The sequence below is a fragment of the Variovorax sp. GW821-FHT09B01 genome, assembly GCF_059418345.1.
On record NZ_JBWKPQ010000034.1, the window covers coordinates 40,284 to 54,684 of the forward strand.

A 14,401-nucleotide genomic window follows, 5' to 3' on the forward strand; every position below is an offset into this window, starting at 1 on the left:
AAGCTGCCGCCAGCCGCGGCACCCCGCATCGGCCCACGGACGGAGGACACGCACCATGAACGCCACCCGCATCGTCGGCATCATCCTGATCGTCGCCGGCATCGCCGGGCTGGGCCTCGGCGGCTTCAGCTTCACGCGCGAGACCCATCAGGCCAAGCTCGGGCCGATCGAGCTGTCGGTCAAGGAGAAGCAGACCGTGAACTTCCCGGCCTGGGCCGGTGTCGCGGCGATCGTGGTGGGCGGGGTGCTGGTGCTGTTCGGCGGCCGCAAGGGCTGAACGGCCTCGCGGCCTCAGCCCCCGCGCGGCGCGGCCGGCGCGGCCAGCTTCTCCTTCACCGCCTGCACCATGCGGTCGCCCAGCACCAGTTGCCCCTGCATCGAGATGTGGGTGTCGTTGGGCATGTAGAAGTCGCGCATCGCGGTCTTCTGCTGCTGCGCGAACGCGAACAGGTCGGGACCGAGCCCGGCGTCGCCGAAGGCCTTCACGAAGTCCCGCGAATGCGCGGGCTTGAGATAGGTGGTGGTCTTGTCGGGCACGATCATCCAGAGGATCGGCACCGTGCCGCGCGCCTTGCCGAAGGCCTGCAGCTGCGCGGCGTGCGCGGCCGTGAGTTCGTGGCTGGCCTCGTCCTGGCCCAGGAACAGCGCCATCTCGCAGCGCCGGTTGCTGAACAGGGCGCAGCCGTCGGGCACCGCGTGCGCGCGCGTCTGCTGGTCGCAGCCGCTGCGCTTCTTGCCGGCGATGGCCGCGCGCGTGCAGCGCTGCGTGAGGAAGCCCGCGTAGAGCTGGCCTTCCCAGTTGAGCGCGAAGCCCGGCACGCTGTCGAGCGGCGGCGACGGCACCTCGGGATTCGCCGCCAGCGGCTTCTTCATCTCGCGGCAGGCCTGCGAGCGCTCGAGCCGGAAATCGACCAGCCGCTCCACGCTCTCGACGATCACCAGCTTGCCGCGAAAGCCGCCGGCCGCGAGCCAGCCATCGAAGTCATCGCACAGCGTTTCGTCGATGCCCTGCCAGTAGGTGGTGGCGACGCCATAGCCGGCCTTCGCGAGCTGCGACTGCCAGCGGTGCGTGGCCGAGAAGCTGTCGCCGATGACCAGGATGTCGGCCTGCTCGAGCGGCACGCCACGCAGCAGCGCGGGGTCGACGCGCGGCGGGTCGATGCGCCAGCCGAAGTCATGGTCGGAGATGCGCCCGATGCGCGCGAGGTCGCCATAGGGCGCGGGCGTGAAGAGGGTCTGCAGCAGCAGCCCGACGAACACGGCGTAGCCGATGCCGAAGATCCAGAGCCACAGCCTGGCGAAGGAAGAATTCATTGTCATGGCGCGGTCTCCCCGCGCATCTCGGCCTGGAAGCCATAGGAGTTGGAAAAGACGAGGTCGATGCCCTCGGCGCCATCTTCGCGCAGCCGCAGCAGGTAGCGGGTGCGCAGCGGTTCGCCGAGGATGCGCGCCTCCACGTCGAAGCTGCGCGCATCGCTCCAGCGGCCCCGGGTGGCGACCACCGGCATCGGGCCGCCCGCGGGGCTGGTGCGGAACAGGCCATCGAGGCCGATCGGCGCGGTGAAGCGCTCGTCGGCGCCGCCGGGGCGGCGCGCGGCGGTCACGACCTCGTAGCGCGGGTTCGCGGGATCGAGCTCGAGCCGCAAGCTGCGCAGCCCGATCGGATTGGCGCCGAAGCGCCAGGTGCGGCCCGCGAGGCGCTGCGCCGCGTCGGGCACCGGGCCGACCTCGGAGGGCTTCTCGGCCGTGGCCTTCGCCACCGCGGCCTCGAGCGCGGCCTGGGCCGCGGCATCGTCGGCGACGGCGCCGCCGGCCTTGACCGACCGCAGGATGCGCTCGATCAAGAGCGGCACCGGCGCCGCGCGCGTGCTCGTGAACACCGCCACCGCGTCGGCCTCGGGCAGCACCACGATGCCCTGGCCGTTGTGGCCCATGGCCATGTAGATGCGGCGCGCGGGCAGGGTCCACCAGCCGTTGGCGTAGAAGAAGCCCGGCGTGCCGAGGTCCTTCATCTCGACCGTGGCCGCGAGGTTCTTCGCGACCCAGGCGGCCGGCACGAGCTGGCGGTCTTCCCAGCGGCCGCCGCGCAGGTAGAGCTGGCCGATCTTCGCCATGTCGCGCGGCTGCAGCGCCAAGCCGAAGCCGCCGACGGGCACGCCCTGCGGGTCCTGGCGCCAGCGCAGGTCGGCGATGCCCAGCGGCTTGAACAGACGCTCGGTGGCATAGGCCTGCAGGTCGCCGCCGGTGCGCCCCGCGAGCAGGGCCGACAGCAGCTGCGAGTTGCCGCTGTTGTAGTTGAAGCCGGCGCCGGGCGCCTGCGCCATCGGGCGGCCGCGCACGTAGGCGGCCCAGTCGCGCGCACGCTCCATCTCGATCAGCGAGACCGGCTTGCCGCGGTCGTTGAGCGGCTCGGTCCAGTCGATGCCCGAGGTCATGTCGAGCAGGTGCGCGACCGTGACCGCGCCGCGCTGGGGATCGGTGGCGCCGTCGAACACCGGGTCGTCGAGGCGCAGCTTGCCTTCCTCGATGGCGATGCCCGCGAGCGTGCCGACCACGGCCTTGGTGACCGAGTTGACCGCGTGGCGCAGGCCGGGGCGGAACGGCGCGTAGTAGGCCTCCACCACGATGCGGCCGTGGCGCACTACCAGCAGGCTGTCGAGCTGGTGGGTGGCGCCGAGCTCGACCAGCCGCGCGAGCTCGGCCGGGTCCATGCCCTGCGAGGCGGGCGTGGCGACGGTCCAGCCGGCGGTGGGCCAAGGGCCGTCGTCGGCCGCGGCGGCACCGCCGGCGAAGGCGAGGGAAACGGACAGCGAGAGGGCCTGGAGGCCCGCGGCCATGGCGTGCGACGCGTTCATCGGCGGCTCGCCCCCAGCCGTTGCGACACCGCGTCCGCGCAGCCCTTGAGCGCGGTGCCGATGGCGCCGTCCCAGGTCGTGTCGAAGATGCCGGCCGGGCCGATGGCGGTGATCGCGAGCACGATCGCGCCCGTGTGGTCGAACACCGGCGCGGCCATGGCGCTCACGCCCTCGATCACCTCGCCGTCGGAACGGCTGATGCCGTGCGCGCGCACTTCCTGCAGCTGGCGCTCGAAATCGGCCCACGAAGGCAGCGGCTGCACCGGCGGCATGCCGGCCGGCGGCGCGGGCTCGGCCTTGCGCTGCTTCTGGCGCAGGCGCTCGGCCTCGAGCAGTTCGCGCACGCGCTCGGCATCGAGGTAGGCCGCGAACACCCGGCCCGAGGCCGTGTTGGTCAGCGAGAACACCGTGCCGTGGCGCATGTTGACGTGCACCGGCGAGGGCGATTCGGCGGTGCGCACGATGGTCGCGCCGCGCGCGCCCCAGACCGCCAGCGCGATGGTGTGGCCGGTCTGCTGCGCGAGCTGGGCGATGGCCGGGGTGGCGATGTGCACCGGGTCGGCCTGCTGCAGGCTGATCAGGCCCAGTTGCAGCGCCAGCGGGCCGAGCAGATAGTGGCCGCTCGCGCGGTCCTGCTCGATCAGCCCCAGCCGGCCGAAGCTCACCATGTAGGGATGGGCCTTGGCGGGCGTCATGTCGGCCTCGCGCGCCAGGTCCTTGAGCGCCATCGGCCGGCCGTGGTGCACCAGCGCGCGCAGCAGCTGGCCGCCGACCTCGATGCTCTGGATGCCGCGCTGGGCGCGGTCGGCGTCAGGTTGTGCTTCGTTCATGGAGTGGGGATTAGACATGAAGCGATTCGCGGCTTACACTCGCGCAAATTCGTTAACTGCAAATTCGTTCGCCCTAAACGAATTTCAACCACCCGCCACCCCACCCTCCAAACACTCCACCGGAGACACACGATGAGCCAAGCCAAGAAATTCGCCAGCCAGGCCGACATGGAAGAGAAGAAGGTCACCTTCAGCCAGATCTCGGAACACGCCTGGGCCTACACCGCCGAGGGCGACCCGAACACCGGCATCGTGATCGGCGACGACTGCGTGCTGGTGGCCGACACCCAGGCCACGCCCGCGATGGCGGCCGACGTGGTGCGCCGCATCCGCGAAGTGACCGACAAGCCGATCAAGTACGTGGTGCTCACGCACTACCACGCGGTGCGCGTGCTGGGCGCGGCCGGCTACGGCGCCGAGCACATCCTGGCGAGCCAGGACACGCGCGACCTGATCGTCGAGCGCGGCGAGCAGGACAAGGCCAGCGAGATCGGCCGCTTCCCGCGCCTGTTCCAGAACGTCGAGACCGTGCCGCCGGGCCTGACCTGGCCCACCATGACCTTCACCGGCAAGATGACCCTGTGGCTCGGCAAGCTCGAGGTGCAGCTGCTGCAGCTCGGCCGCGGCCACACCAAGGGCGACACCGTGGTCTGGCTGCCGCAGGAACGCGCGCTGCTCTCGGGCGACCTGGTCGAGTTCGGCGCCACGCCGTACGCGGGCGACGCCTATTTCAAGGACTGGCCGCAGACGCTCGACAACGTCGCCGCCCTCAAGCCCGCCGCGCTGGTGCCGGGCCGCGGCGCCGCGCTGACCACGCCCGAGGCCGTGGCCGAGGGCCTGACGGGCACGCGCGACTTCATCGCCGACGTCTACGCCAGCGTGCAGGAAGGCGTGAAGGCCGGGCGCGACCTCAACGCGGTCTACAAGGACACCTACGAGAAGCTCAAGCCCAAGTACAGCCAGTGGGTGATCTTCGACCACTGCATGCCCTTCGACGTGAGCCGCGCCTACGACGAGGCCTCGGGCCACGTCGACCCGCGCGTGTGGACCGCCGAGCGCGACGTGGAGATGTGGAAGGCGCTCGAAGGCTGAGACGGGCGCTCCCTCCCCGCCGAGGGAGCGGCAGGACAGAAGAGACGGAGACAACGGACGTGAACGCACTCGCCACCGAAGCCGCGCAGGTCGACTACCAGAGCCTGCGCTTCGACTACCGCCGCCACCCCGACCAGGACGCGGCCCCGCCCGCGCGCCACCCGGTGGTGGTGGTCGGCGCCGGCCCCGTGGGCCTGGCGCTGGCCATCGACCTCGCGCTGCGCCAGGTGCCGGTGGTGCTGCTCGACAACGACAACACGCTGTCGACCGGATCGCGCGCGATCTGCTTCGCCAAGCGCACGCTCGAGGTCTTCGACCGGCTGGGCTGCGGCGACCGCATGGTCGACAAGGGCGTGTCGTGGAACATCGGCAAGGTCTACTTCCACGACGAGCAGGTCTACCGCTTCGACCTGCTGCCCGAGCCCGGCCACGAGCGCCCGGCCTTCATCAACCTGCAGCAGTACTACGTCGAGGGCTACCTGGCCGAGCGCGCGGCGCAGTTGCCGCTGATCGACATCCGCTGGAACAACAAGGTCACCGGCATCGCGCAGGACGCCGAGGGCGCGACGCTGACCGTGGAAACGCCCGAGGGCGAGTACCGCCTGGCCGCCGACTACGTGAGCGCCTGCGACGGCTCGCGCTCGAACCTGCGCCAGCTGCTGGGCCAGGAATCGAAGGGTCGCGTGTTCCGCGACCGCTTCCTGATCGCCGACATCACGATGGACGCGCAGCTGCCGACCGAGCGCCGCTTCTGGTTCGACCCGCCCTTCCATCCGGGCCAGAGCGTGCTGCTGCACAAGCAGGCCGACGGCATGTGGCGCATCGACTTCCAGCTCGGCTGGGAGGCCGACCCGGTGGAGGAGCGCAAGCCCGAGCGCATCGTGCCGCGCGTGCGCGCGCTGCTCGACAGCATCGGCCACGCGGGCGTGCAGTTCGAGATCGGCTGGGCCAGCGTCTACACCTTCGCCTGCCAGCGCATGGACAGCTTCCGCCACGGCCGCGTGCTGTTCGCGGGCGACTCGGCGCACGGCGTGTCGCCGTTCGGCGCGCGCGGTGCCAACTCGGGCGTGCAGGACGCCGACAACCTGGCCTGGAAGCTGGCCGCCGTGGTGCGCGGCGAGGCGCCCGATGCGCTGCTCGACAGTTACGCCGGCGAGCGCGAATACGCGGCCGACGAGAACATCCGCAACTCCACGCGCGCCACCGACTTCATCACGCCCAAGAGCGAGGTCAGCCGGCTGTTCCGCGACGCGGTGCTGGCGCTGACGCGGCGGCACGCCTTCGCGCGCACGCTGGTCAACAGCGGCCGGCTGTCGGTGCCCTCGGTGCTGCGCGGCTCGCCGCTCAACACGCCCGACGCACACGGCGACGGCTTCGCGGGCGCGATGGTGCCGGGCGCGGCCGCAGCCGACGCGCCGGTGGCGCTCGCCGAGGGCGGCAGCGGCTGGCTGCTGCGCGAGCTCGGCCGCGCGCACGGCTTCACGGCGCTGGTGTTCGGCGATGCCGACGACGCAGCGGTCGCGCAGAGCCTGCGCGCCATCGAGGCCGCGGCGCTGCCGCTGCGCACGGTACGCGTACCCGCGGGCGCGGCGAGCGAACTGGCCGTGCGGCGCTACGATGCGCGGCCCGGCACCGTCTACCTGCTGCGTCCCGACCAGCATGTGAGCGCGCGCTGGCGCGCACCGTCGCCCGCGCAGATCCGCGCGGCCTTCGACCGCGCGCTGGCCCGGGCCTGAGACGACACGCAGCGAGACATTGCCCATGACCGCATCCACCCCCACGCTGATCACCGACGCGCACCTCGAGGCGCCCGACGATTTCTACGAAGCGCTGATCGAGGCGCACCAGGGCCTGAGCACCGAGGAGAGCCATGCGTACAACGCGCGCCTCGTGCTGCTGCTGGCCAACCACATCGGCTCGCTGCCCGTGCTGCGCGAAGCGCTCGCGGCCGCGAAATGAACACCATCCAGTGAGGACACCATGACCGCCGCAACTCCCGCCACCGAGCGCCGCTACCAGAGCGGCTTCGGCAACGAATACGCGTCCGAGGCCGTGCCCGGCGCGCTGCCGCAGGGCCGCAACAACCCGCAGCGCGGGCCCTTCGACCTCTACACCGAGCTGCTCTCGGGCACCGCCTTCACCGCGCCGCGCCACGAGAACCGCCGCACCTGGCTCTACCGCCGCCAGCCCTCGGTGGTGTCGGGCCGCTACCAGCCCTATGCGCAGGCGCACTGGACCACCGGCGCCGACCGCGAGATCGCGCTGCCGCCCGAGCCGCTGCGCTGGCATCCGCAGCCGCTGGACGGCGCGGGGGAACATGACTTCGTCGACGGCATGCACACCATCGCGGCCAACGGCGATGCCGAGTCGCAGGTCGGCATCGGCTCGCTGATGTACCTGGCGGGCCGCTCGATGGACAAGCGCGCCTTCGTCAACGCCGACGGCGAGATGCTGGTGGTGCCGCAGCAGGGCCGGCTGGTCATCACCACCGAGCTCGGCGTGCTCGAGGTGAAGCCCGGCGAGATCGCGCTGCTGCCGCGCGGCATGGCCTTCAAGGTGGCGCTGCCCGACGGACTCTCGCGCGGCTACGTCTGCGAGAACTACGGCGCGCACTTCCGCCTGCCCGAGCTCGGCCCGATCGGCTCAAACGGCCTGGCCAACGCGCGCGACTTCCAGGCGCCGGTGGCGGCCTTCGAAGCGGAAGAAGGCGGCTACGAGATCGTCAAGAAGTTCGGCGGCCGCTTCTGGCACGCGCCGATGAAGCAGACGCCCTTCAACGTGGTCGCCTGGCACGGCAACCTGTCGCCCGTGAAGTACGACACCGCGCACTTCATGGTGATCGGCTCGATCAGCTTCGACCATCCCGATCCCTCGATCTTCACCGTGCTGACCTCGCCCAGCGACACGCCCGGCACCGCCAACTGCGACTTCGTGATCTTCCCGCCGCGCTGGATGGTGATGGAGAACACCTTCCGTCCGCCGTGGTTCCACCGCAACCTGATGAGCGAGTTCATGGGCCTGGTGCTCGGCGAGTACGACGCCAAGCCCGGCGGCTTCAAGCCCGGCGGCGCGAGCCTGCACAACAGCATGGTGCCGCACGGCCCCGACGAGGAAGCCTTCGACAAGGCCACCCACGCCGACCTCAAGCCGCACAAGCTCGACAACACGCTGGCCTTCATGTTCGAGAGCCGCTACCGCTTCATCCCGACAAACTTCGCGCTGCAGAGCCAGGCGCTCGACACCGACTACGCCGACTGCTGGGCCGGCCTCAAGGACCAGTTCAAGCCATGAGCCCCGTCTTCGCCCTGACGCGCCGCGCCGCGGTCCTCGCGCTGCTCGCCACGCCCCTGCTCTCGCAGGCCGCGGACTTCCCCGCCAAGCCGATCCGCTTCATCGTGCCCTACACCCCGGGCGGCACCACCGACCTGGTGGCGCGCACCGTGGGCCAGAAGGTGTCGGAGAAGCTGGGCCAGCCGGTGCTGATCGACAACCGCGGCGGCGCGGGCGGCAACATCGGCATGGACGCCGTGGCCAAGGCCGCGCCCGACGGCTACACCATCGGCTTCGGCGCCATCTCGACCAATGCGCTGAACCCGCACATCTACAAGTCGATGGCCTTCGATCCGCGCAAGGACTTCACCGCCATCAGCCTGCTGGGCACCTCGACCATCGTGCTCGAAGTGCCGGCGGCCTCGCCGATCAAGTCGGTGGCCGACCTGATCGCGGCCGCGAAGAAGACCCCCGGCATGCCCTACGCCACCGCGGGCGCGGGCACCTCGATGAACCTGGCCGGCGTGATGTTCGCGCAGATGACCGGCACCGAGCTGACGCACGTGGCCTACAAGGGCAGCGGCCCGGCCATCACCGACATGCTGGGCAACAACATCGGCCTGATGTTCGACAACCTGCCGGCCTCGCTGCCGCACATCCAGGCCGGCAAACTGCGCGCGCTGGCCGTGGCCGGGCCCACGCGCTCGCCCTCGCTGCCCGAGGTGCCGACCATCGCCGAGGCCGGCCTCAAGGGCTATGCGCTCGAGCCCTGGTTCGGCGTCTACGGCCCCGCCAACCTGCCGGCGCCGATCGTGAAGGCGCTCAACGAGGCCTTCGTGGAGGCGCTCGCGCAGCCCGACGTGAAGGCCAAGCTGGCGCAGGCCGGCTTCTCGCCGCGCGGCTCGAGCGCGCAGGAACTGGCCACGCTCACGCAGACCGAGTACCAGCGGCTCGGCGAGGTGGCGAAGAAGGCCGGCATGACGGCCGAGTGAACCGAACACCGCAACGAAAGACACATCCATGACCACCGCACTGAACGCCACCCACGACCCGAAGCTGCGCAGCTGGGTCGCCTCGGCCAATGAAGCCGGCAGCGACTTCCCGATCCAGAACCTGCCCTTCGGCCGCTTCCGCGCCGCCGGCAGCACCGAGGCCTTCCGCATCGGCGTCGCCATCGGCGACCAGGTGCTCGACCTGCGCGCCGCGGGCCTGGTCGACAGCGACGACATGAACGCGCTGATGGCCGCGGGCACCAAGGAGCGCCAGGCGCTGCGCGCCGCGCTCTCGGCCGGCCTCGCCGAAGGCAGCGACAAGCAGGCCGCCTGGTCGAAGGCGCTGCTCGCGCAGGCGCAGGCCGAGATGACCGTGCCCTGCCGCATCGGCGACTACACCGACTTCTACACCGGCATCCACCACGCGACCACCATCGGCAAGCTGTTCCGTCCCGACCAGCCGCTGATGCCCAACTACAAGTGGGTGCCGATCGGCTACCACGGCCGCGCCTCGTCGATCGGCGTGAGCGGCCAGGTCTTCAAGCGCCCGCAGGGCCAGACCAAGGCGCCCGATGCCGCCGAGCCCAGCTTCGGCCCGTCGAAGCGCCTGGACTACGAACTCGAGCTCGGCTTCCTCATCGGCCGCGGCAATGCGCTCGGCGAGCCGATCGCCATCGGCGAGGCCGAGGAGCACCTGTTCGGCGTGACCCTGCTCAACGACTGGTCGGCGCGCGACCTTCAGGCCTGGGAATACCAGCCGCTCGGCCCCTTCCTCGCGAAGAACTTCGCGAGCACGCTGTCGCCGTGGATCGTGACCATGGAAGCGCTCGCGCCCTTCCGCGCGAAGTTCGAGCGGCCCGAGGGCGATCCGCAGCCGCTGCCCTATCTCGATGCGCCGTCGAACCGCGCCGCCGGCGCGCTCGACATCACGCTCGAGGTGCTGCTGCAGACCGCGAAGATGCGCGAAGCCGGCGAAGCGCCGGTGCGCCTCACGCTCGGCAACACCACCGAGGCCGCCTACTGGACCGCGGCGCAGCTGGTGACGCACCACACGGTGAACGGCTGCAACCTGCAACCCGGCGACCTGCTGGGCTCGGGCACGCTCTCGGGCCCGAAGCCCGACCAGGCCGGCTCGCTGATGGAGCTCACGCTCGGCGGCAAGCAGGCGGTGACCTTGCCCAACGGCGAGAAGCGCACCTTCCTCGAGAACGGCGACACGCTGGTGATGCGCGGCTGGTGCGAGCGCGCGGGCGCGGTGCGCATCGGGCTCGGCGAGGTCAGCGGCACGGTGGTCTGACGCCACACCGGCGTTCGCCATCCGTAAGGCGATGAAGGCGGTGGAGGCGGCAACGCCTTCACCGCCTTTTTCACGTCAGGGCCTCAGGGCTTCGGCGCGATCACGAGCGCGAGGCCATCGGGATTGCGCGGGTCGGACACCGGCACCGGCGCATTGCCCACGACCTGGATCGCCTGGATGTTCTGGCCGCCGGCCAGTCCGTCCTGCATGGTCCAGCCGCGTGCGCGCAGGTTGTCGGCCGTGGCCGCGGGGAAGCGCTCGGCCTCGTAGTAGATGACGTTGTCGGGCAGCAGCTGGTGGTGGAAGCGCGGTTGCGCCTGCGCCTGGTCGAGCGGCAGCTTGTAGTCGAGCACGTTGACCAGCACCTGGTAGACCGCCGTGAAGATGCGCGAGCCGCCGGGCGTGCCGAGCACCAGCGCGAGCTTGCCGTCCTTCACCGCGATGGTCGGGCTCATCGACGACAGCGGGCGCTTGTTGGGCTGGATCGAGTTGACGTCGCCGCCGACCACGCCGAACTGGTTCGGCACGCCGGGCTTGGCGGAGAAGTCGTCCATCTCGTTGTTGAGCAGGAAGCCCGCGCCCTCGACCACGATGCCGCTGCCGAAACCGCCGTTGAGCGTGTAGGTGATGGCCAGTGCATTGCCCCACTTGTCGACCACCGAGAAGTGCGTGGTCTGCGGCTTCTCGCCGGTGCTGACCGGCGGCACGGGGTCGGTGCCGAGGCCGGGCTTCACCTTGGCCAGCGGCGTCGGCGTGGCGGGGTTGACCTCGGCCGCGCGGCCCTTGAGGTAGTCGTCGGCCAGCAGCTTCAGCATCGGCACCTGGTAGAAGTCCGAGTCGCCGAGGTACTGCGCGCGGTCCGCGAACACGCGCTTCTCCATCTCCGCCGTGAGGTGCACGTACTGCGCCGAGTTGAGCGGTGCCTTGGCGAACTGCGGTTCGAGGTCCTTCTTCATCTTGAGCAGCTGCCCGATGCCGAAGCCGCCCGAGCTCGGCGGCGGCGCGGTGTAGACCGTGTGGCCGTTCCAGTCGATGGACACGGGATCGCGCCACACCGCCTGGTAGTTCTTCAGATCGTTCTTGCTGATGAGGCCGCCGGTTCGACCCATCTCGGCCACCAGCAGGTCGGCCGTCTTGCCGGTGTAGAACTCGCTGCCGCCGTTGTCGCTGATGCGCTGCAGCGTGTCGGCCAGCTCGGCCTGCTTGAACAGCTGGCCCTTGATCATCTTGCCGCCGAAGTACTTGTTGAAGTTCGAGCGGCTGTTGACGGTGGTCAGCTCGGCCGTCGAGTAGGCGACGAAGCCGTTGCGCGCATAGGCGATGGCCGGTGCCAGCACCTGCGCCCAGCTGAGCTTGCCGAAGCGCTGGTGCGCGGTCCACATGCCCGCGACCGAGCCCGGCACGCCGGCGGCCAGCGAGCCGTCGAGGCTCAGGCCCGGGATCACGTCGCCGTTCTTGTCGAGGTACATGGTGGGCGTGGCCGCGCCCGGTGCCTTCTCGCGGAAGTCGAGGAAGTAGGGCTTGCCGTTCATCCAGGTCGTCATGAAGCCGCCGCCGCCGAGGTTGCCCGCCTCGGGAAGGGTCACGGCGAGCGCGAAGGCCGTGGCGACACCGGCATCGACGGCATTGCCGCCCGCGTCGAGGATCTGCTTGGCGGCGGCCGCGCCGAACTGGTCGGGCGATGCGACGGCCCCGGCGTTGAGCGTGGTGCTCTCGGCCGGAGGCGACGCGGGGGGAACGATGGGTGCGAAGGCAGTGCCCGATCCACCACCGCCGCAAGCGGAAATACCGATGGTGGTGAACAGGATCAGGGAATGAAATGCGCGGCGCGACGTGGCGTGCGTGAAGGGCACTGTGAGTCTCCTCAAGTTGTGAATCTCTGGCATGCTCGCCAGGCTTTTTGGGGGGTGCGCACTCCCGGGGGCGGACTGTAGTGCCCGGTCCAGCCAGCGTCTAACGAAAGATTTTCGAGTTACCTATTCCGGATCCTCATGGAGACAAGAAAGCTGGCGCACCTGATCGAATTGGCGATGACCGGCTCCTTCAGCCGCGCGGCCGCCAACCTGCATCTCACGCAATCGGCACTGAGCAAGAGCATCCAGTCGCTCGAGATGGAACTCGGCGCGCCGCTGATCGAGCGCCTCGGACGGCGCTGCACGACCACCGCCGCGGGCTCGCTGGTGGTCGAGCGCGCGCGCCGGCTGCTGGTCGACGTCGACAACCTCTCGATCGGCGTGAAGGACGAGGCCGTGCTCGAAGGCACGCTGCGCGTGGGCTTCGGTGCCGGCCCCGGCGCCTGCATGAGCGCGGACTTCATCAACCACGTGCTCGAGGCGCATCCACGCGTGAAGCTGCTGGTGCGCCGCGGCACGGCGCGCTTTCTCATGAGCGCACTGCGCGACCGCTCGATCGACGCGATCCTGATCGACGCGCGCTCGCTGGTGCTGTCCGACGAGCTCGTGGTCGAGCGCCTGGGCGGCCTCGCGGGCGGCGCCATCTGCCGCGTCGGCCATCCGCTGGCCGCGCGCGCGGCGGTCACGATGCAGGACCTGCTGCAGTACCCGATCCTCAGCACCGACGTGTCGGACGAGGTGGCCACGCTGACGAAGGAGCACTACGGCCTGAGCGACGACGTGCGCCACTCGACCACCGTGGAGTCGGAGGAGCTCGAGCCCCTGATCGCCGCGACGGCGCGCTCCGACGCGATCTTCTTCGGCGCGCTTGCAGCCGCCGGCGAGCAGATCGCCGCGGGCCGATTGCGGCGCATCACGGTCGAGTCGCAGCTCGAGGTGTCGATCCCGGTCGCGCTCGTGCGGCTGGCCAGCAAGGGCGAACAGAAGCTGGTGCAGGTGGTGCGCGATTTCGCGGCCCATTGGTTCGAAGCGCGGGAGACCCCATGAAGCCATCTTCATCACGCATCGCGAAGCGCATGCTGGCGAGCGCGCTGGCCGGCTTCGCATTCAGCGCGCTCGCGCAGGAGCAGACCATCCGCATCGGCCTGGTCGCGCCCATGAGCGGCGCGCTGGCCGTCTCGGGCAAGGCCAACCAGAAGGGCGGGCAACTGGCGGTGGACGAACTCAACCGCCAGCAGTTGCGCATCGGCGGGCAGCGCGCGCGCTTCGAGCTGCTGGCCGAGGACGACGCGGGCGACCCGAAGCAGGGCACGGCGGCCGCGCAGAAGCTGGTCGATGCCAGGGTCAACGGCGTGGTCGGCCACCAGACCTCGGGCTCGGCCATTCCCGCCTCGCGGCTCTACAGCGAGGCCGGCATTCCGCAGGTCTCGCCTTCGGTGACGGCGCCCAAGTACACCGACCAGGGCTTCAAGACCACCTTCCGCATCGTCGCCGGCGACGCCAGCATCGGCGACGCCATCGCCACCCATGCGGTGCAGCGGCTGGGCATGAAGCGCTTCGCGATCGTCGACGACCGCAGCTCCTACGGCCACGGCATCGCCGAGGAGTTCGCCAAGGCCGCCGTGCGCGCGGGCGGCACGATCGTCGGCCGCGAGCACGCGAGCGACAGGAGCAGCGACTTCTCGGCCATCCTCACGGCGATCAAGGCGCAACAGCCCGACGCGATCTTTGTCGGCGGCATGTACGCGATGGCCGGCCCGATGCTGCGCCAGATGAAGCAGCTAGGCATCGGTGCCAGCGTGCTCGGCGGCGACGGCATCTGCGACAACGAACTGCTGCGGCTGGCCGGCGGCGCGGCGCGCGACGACCAGGTGTTCTGCGCGGCCTCGGGCGAGATCGAGGACGACCGCGAAGGCCGGCTGCGCGACTTCAGGAAGGCCTACCGCCAGCGCTTCGACATGGACCCGGAGCTGGTCTCGCTGTATTCCTACGATGCGGTGAAGGTGCTCGCGGATGCGATGCGCCGCGCCGATTCCGCGAACCCCGAGACCTACCTTCCCTTCCTGGCGCGCACGCGCGACTACGCCGGGCTCACGGGCAGGATCTCCTTCGATGCCAAGGGCGACCTGCTGCATCCGCAACTGGCGCTCTACACCTTCAGGCGCGGCGTGCGCGCGCACCTGGCGACGATCCAGATGCCCTGAGCGGGTGG

13 protein-coding genes are annotated in these 14,401 nt (G+C 70.4%); 9 read left to right on the forward strand and 4 right to left on the reverse strand.

Going from position 1 to position 14,401, the window contains the following annotated elements; translation table 11 throughout:
- Positions 1 to 55: 55 nt before the first annotated feature.
- Positions 56 to 277, forward strand: a complete 222-nt coding sequence (locus tag AC07RV_RS42645) for a hypothetical protein (protein WP_057593185.1) — start codon at positions 56 to 58, stop codon at positions 275 to 277.
- 14 nt (positions 278 to 291) lie between these two features.
- Here AC07RV_RS42645 and AC07RV_RS42650 read toward each other — a convergent pair whose 3' ends face one another.
- The 3 genes from AC07RV_RS42650 to AC07RV_RS42660 are packed head-to-tail and all read right to left on the reverse strand — an operon-like array spanning position 292 to position 3,685.
- Entirely contained in the window at positions 292 to 1,320 is a 1,029-nt protein-coding gene (locus AC07RV_RS42650; protein ID WP_296780430.1) for an alginate O-acetyltransferase AlgX-related protein, read from the reverse strand.
- Entirely contained in the window at positions 1,317 to 2,855 is a 1,539-nt protein-coding gene (locus AC07RV_RS42655; protein ID WP_296780427.1) for a serine hydrolase domain-containing protein, read from the reverse strand. The genes AC07RV_RS42650 and AC07RV_RS42655 overlap by 4 nt, the downstream gene beginning before the upstream one ends.
- Entirely contained in the window at positions 2,852 to 3,685 is an 834-nt protein-coding gene (locus tag AC07RV_RS42660) for an IclR family transcriptional regulator (protein WP_057593182.1), read from the reverse strand. Before AC07RV_RS42660 ends, AC07RV_RS42655 begins: the two co-directional genes overlap by 4 nt.
- Positions 3,686 to 3,817: 132 nt before the next feature.
- On the opposite strand from AC07RV_RS42660, the gene AC07RV_RS42665 reads away from it, so the two are divergent.
- From AC07RV_RS42665 to fahA, 6 genes are read left to right on the forward strand one after another with little or no spacing between them, the layout of a single operon-like run.
- Positions 3,818 to 4,777: an MBL fold metallo-hydrolase gene (locus AC07RV_RS42665; protein WP_057593181.1), complete on the forward strand. Its 960-nt coding sequence runs from the start codon at positions 3,818 to 3,820 to the stop codon at positions 4,775 to 4,777.
- Positions 4,778 to 4,836: 59 nt separating this feature from the next.
- Positions 4,837 to 6,513, forward strand: a complete 1,677-nt coding sequence (locus tag AC07RV_RS42670) for an FAD-dependent oxidoreductase (protein ID WP_296780424.1) — start codon at positions 4,837 to 4,839, stop codon at positions 6,511 to 6,513.
- A 25-nt stretch (positions 6,514 to 6,538) separates the two neighbouring features.
- Positions 6,539 to 6,736 carry a DUF2783 domain-containing protein gene (locus AC07RV_RS42675; RefSeq protein WP_057593179.1) on the forward strand — a complete coding sequence of 66 codons (198 nt, stop codon included), beginning with the start codon at positions 6,539 to 6,541 and terminating at the stop codon, positions 6,734 to 6,736.
- A gap of 21 nt (positions 6,737 to 6,757) precedes the next feature.
- Complete coding sequence (gene hmgA / locus AC07RV_RS42680) at positions 6,758 to 8,068, forward strand: homogentisate 1,2-dioxygenase (RefSeq protein ID WP_296780422.1); 1,311 nt, start codon at positions 6,758 to 6,760, stop codon at positions 8,066 to 8,068.
- Complete coding sequence (locus AC07RV_RS42685) at positions 8,065 to 9,039, forward strand: Bug family tripartite tricarboxylate transporter substrate binding protein (protein WP_296780418.1); 975 nt, start codon at positions 8,065 to 8,067, stop codon at positions 9,037 to 9,039. Before hmgA ends, AC07RV_RS42685 begins: the two co-directional genes overlap by 4 nt.
- A gap of 28 nt (positions 9,040 to 9,067) precedes the next feature.
- Positions 9,068 to 10,336 carry a fumarylacetoacetase gene (gene fahA / locus AC07RV_RS42690; RefSeq protein ID WP_296780415.1) on the forward strand — a complete coding sequence of 423 codons (1,269 nt, stop codon included), beginning with the start codon at positions 9,068 to 9,070 and terminating at the stop codon, positions 10,334 to 10,336.
- 83 nt (positions 10,337 to 10,419) lie between these two features.
- Here fahA and ggt read toward each other — a convergent pair whose 3' ends face one another.
- A complete protein-coding gene (ggt, locus tag AC07RV_RS42695) occupies positions 10,420 to 12,222 on the reverse strand; it encodes a gamma-glutamyltransferase (RefSeq protein ID WP_444814234.1) in 1,803 nt (600 codons plus the stop codon).
- Between the two features lie 105 nt (positions 12,223 to 12,327).
- Here ggt and AC07RV_RS42700 point away from each other — a divergent pair, with 105 nt between their 5' ends.
- A complete protein-coding gene (locus tag AC07RV_RS42700; protein ID WP_296780413.1) occupies positions 12,328 to 13,236 on the forward strand; it encodes a LysR family transcriptional regulator in 909 nt (302 codons plus the stop codon).
- A complete protein-coding gene (locus tag AC07RV_RS42705; RefSeq protein WP_296780410.1) occupies positions 13,233 to 14,393 on the forward strand; it encodes a branched-chain amino acid ABC transporter substrate-binding protein in 1,161 nt (386 codons plus the stop codon). Before AC07RV_RS42700 ends, AC07RV_RS42705 begins: the two co-directional genes overlap by 4 nt.
- Positions 14,394 to 14,401 lie beyond the last annotated feature (8 nt).

What these genes read in the sequence shown, in the direction of transcription:
- AC07RV_RS42665 (WP_057593181.1), top strand. Translation starts at nt 3,818, where the DNA reads ATGAGCCAAGCCAAGAAATTCGCCAGCCAGGCCGACATGGAAGAGAAG.
- AC07RV_RS42675 (WP_057593179.1), top strand. Translation starts at nt 6,539, where the DNA reads ATGACCGCATCCACCCCCACGCTGATCACCGACGCGCACCTCGAGGCG.
- ggt (WP_444814234.1), bottom strand. Translation starts at nt 12,222, where the DNA reads ATGCCAGAGATTCACAACTTGAGGAGACTCACAGTGCCCTTCACGCAC.
- AC07RV_RS42645 (WP_057593185.1), top strand. Translation starts at nt 56, where the DNA reads ATGAACGCCACCCGCATCGTCGGCATCATCCTGATCGTCGCCGGCATC.
- AC07RV_RS42705 (WP_296780410.1), top strand. Translation starts at nt 13,233, where the DNA reads ATGAAGCCATCTTCATCACGCATCGCGAAGCGCATGCTGGCGAGCGCG.
- hmgA (WP_296780422.1), top strand. Translation starts at nt 6,758, where the DNA reads ATGACCGCCGCAACTCCCGCCACCGAGCGCCGCTACCAGAGCGGCTTC.
- AC07RV_RS42700 (WP_296780413.1), top strand. Translation starts at nt 12,328, where the DNA reads ATGGAGACAAGAAAGCTGGCGCACCTGATCGAATTGGCGATGACCGGC.
- AC07RV_RS42650 (WP_296780430.1), bottom strand. Translation starts at nt 1,320, where the DNA reads ATGACAATGAATTCTTCCTTCGCCAGGCTGTGGCTCTGGATCTTCGGC.
- AC07RV_RS42660 (WP_057593182.1), bottom strand. Translation starts at nt 3,685, where the DNA reads ATGAACGAAGCACAACCTGACGCCGACCGCGCCCAGCGCGGCATCCAG.
- fahA (WP_296780415.1), top strand. Translation starts at nt 9,068, where the DNA reads ATGACCACCGCACTGAACGCCACCCACGACCCGAAGCTGCGCAGCTGG.
- AC07RV_RS42655 (WP_296780427.1), bottom strand. Translation starts at nt 2,855, where the DNA reads ATGAACGCGTCGCACGCCATGGCCGCGGGCCTCCAGGCCCTCTCGCTG.
- AC07RV_RS42685 (WP_296780418.1), top strand. Translation starts at nt 8,065, where the DNA reads ATGAGCCCCGTCTTCGCCCTGACGCGCCGCGCCGCGGTCCTCGCGCTG.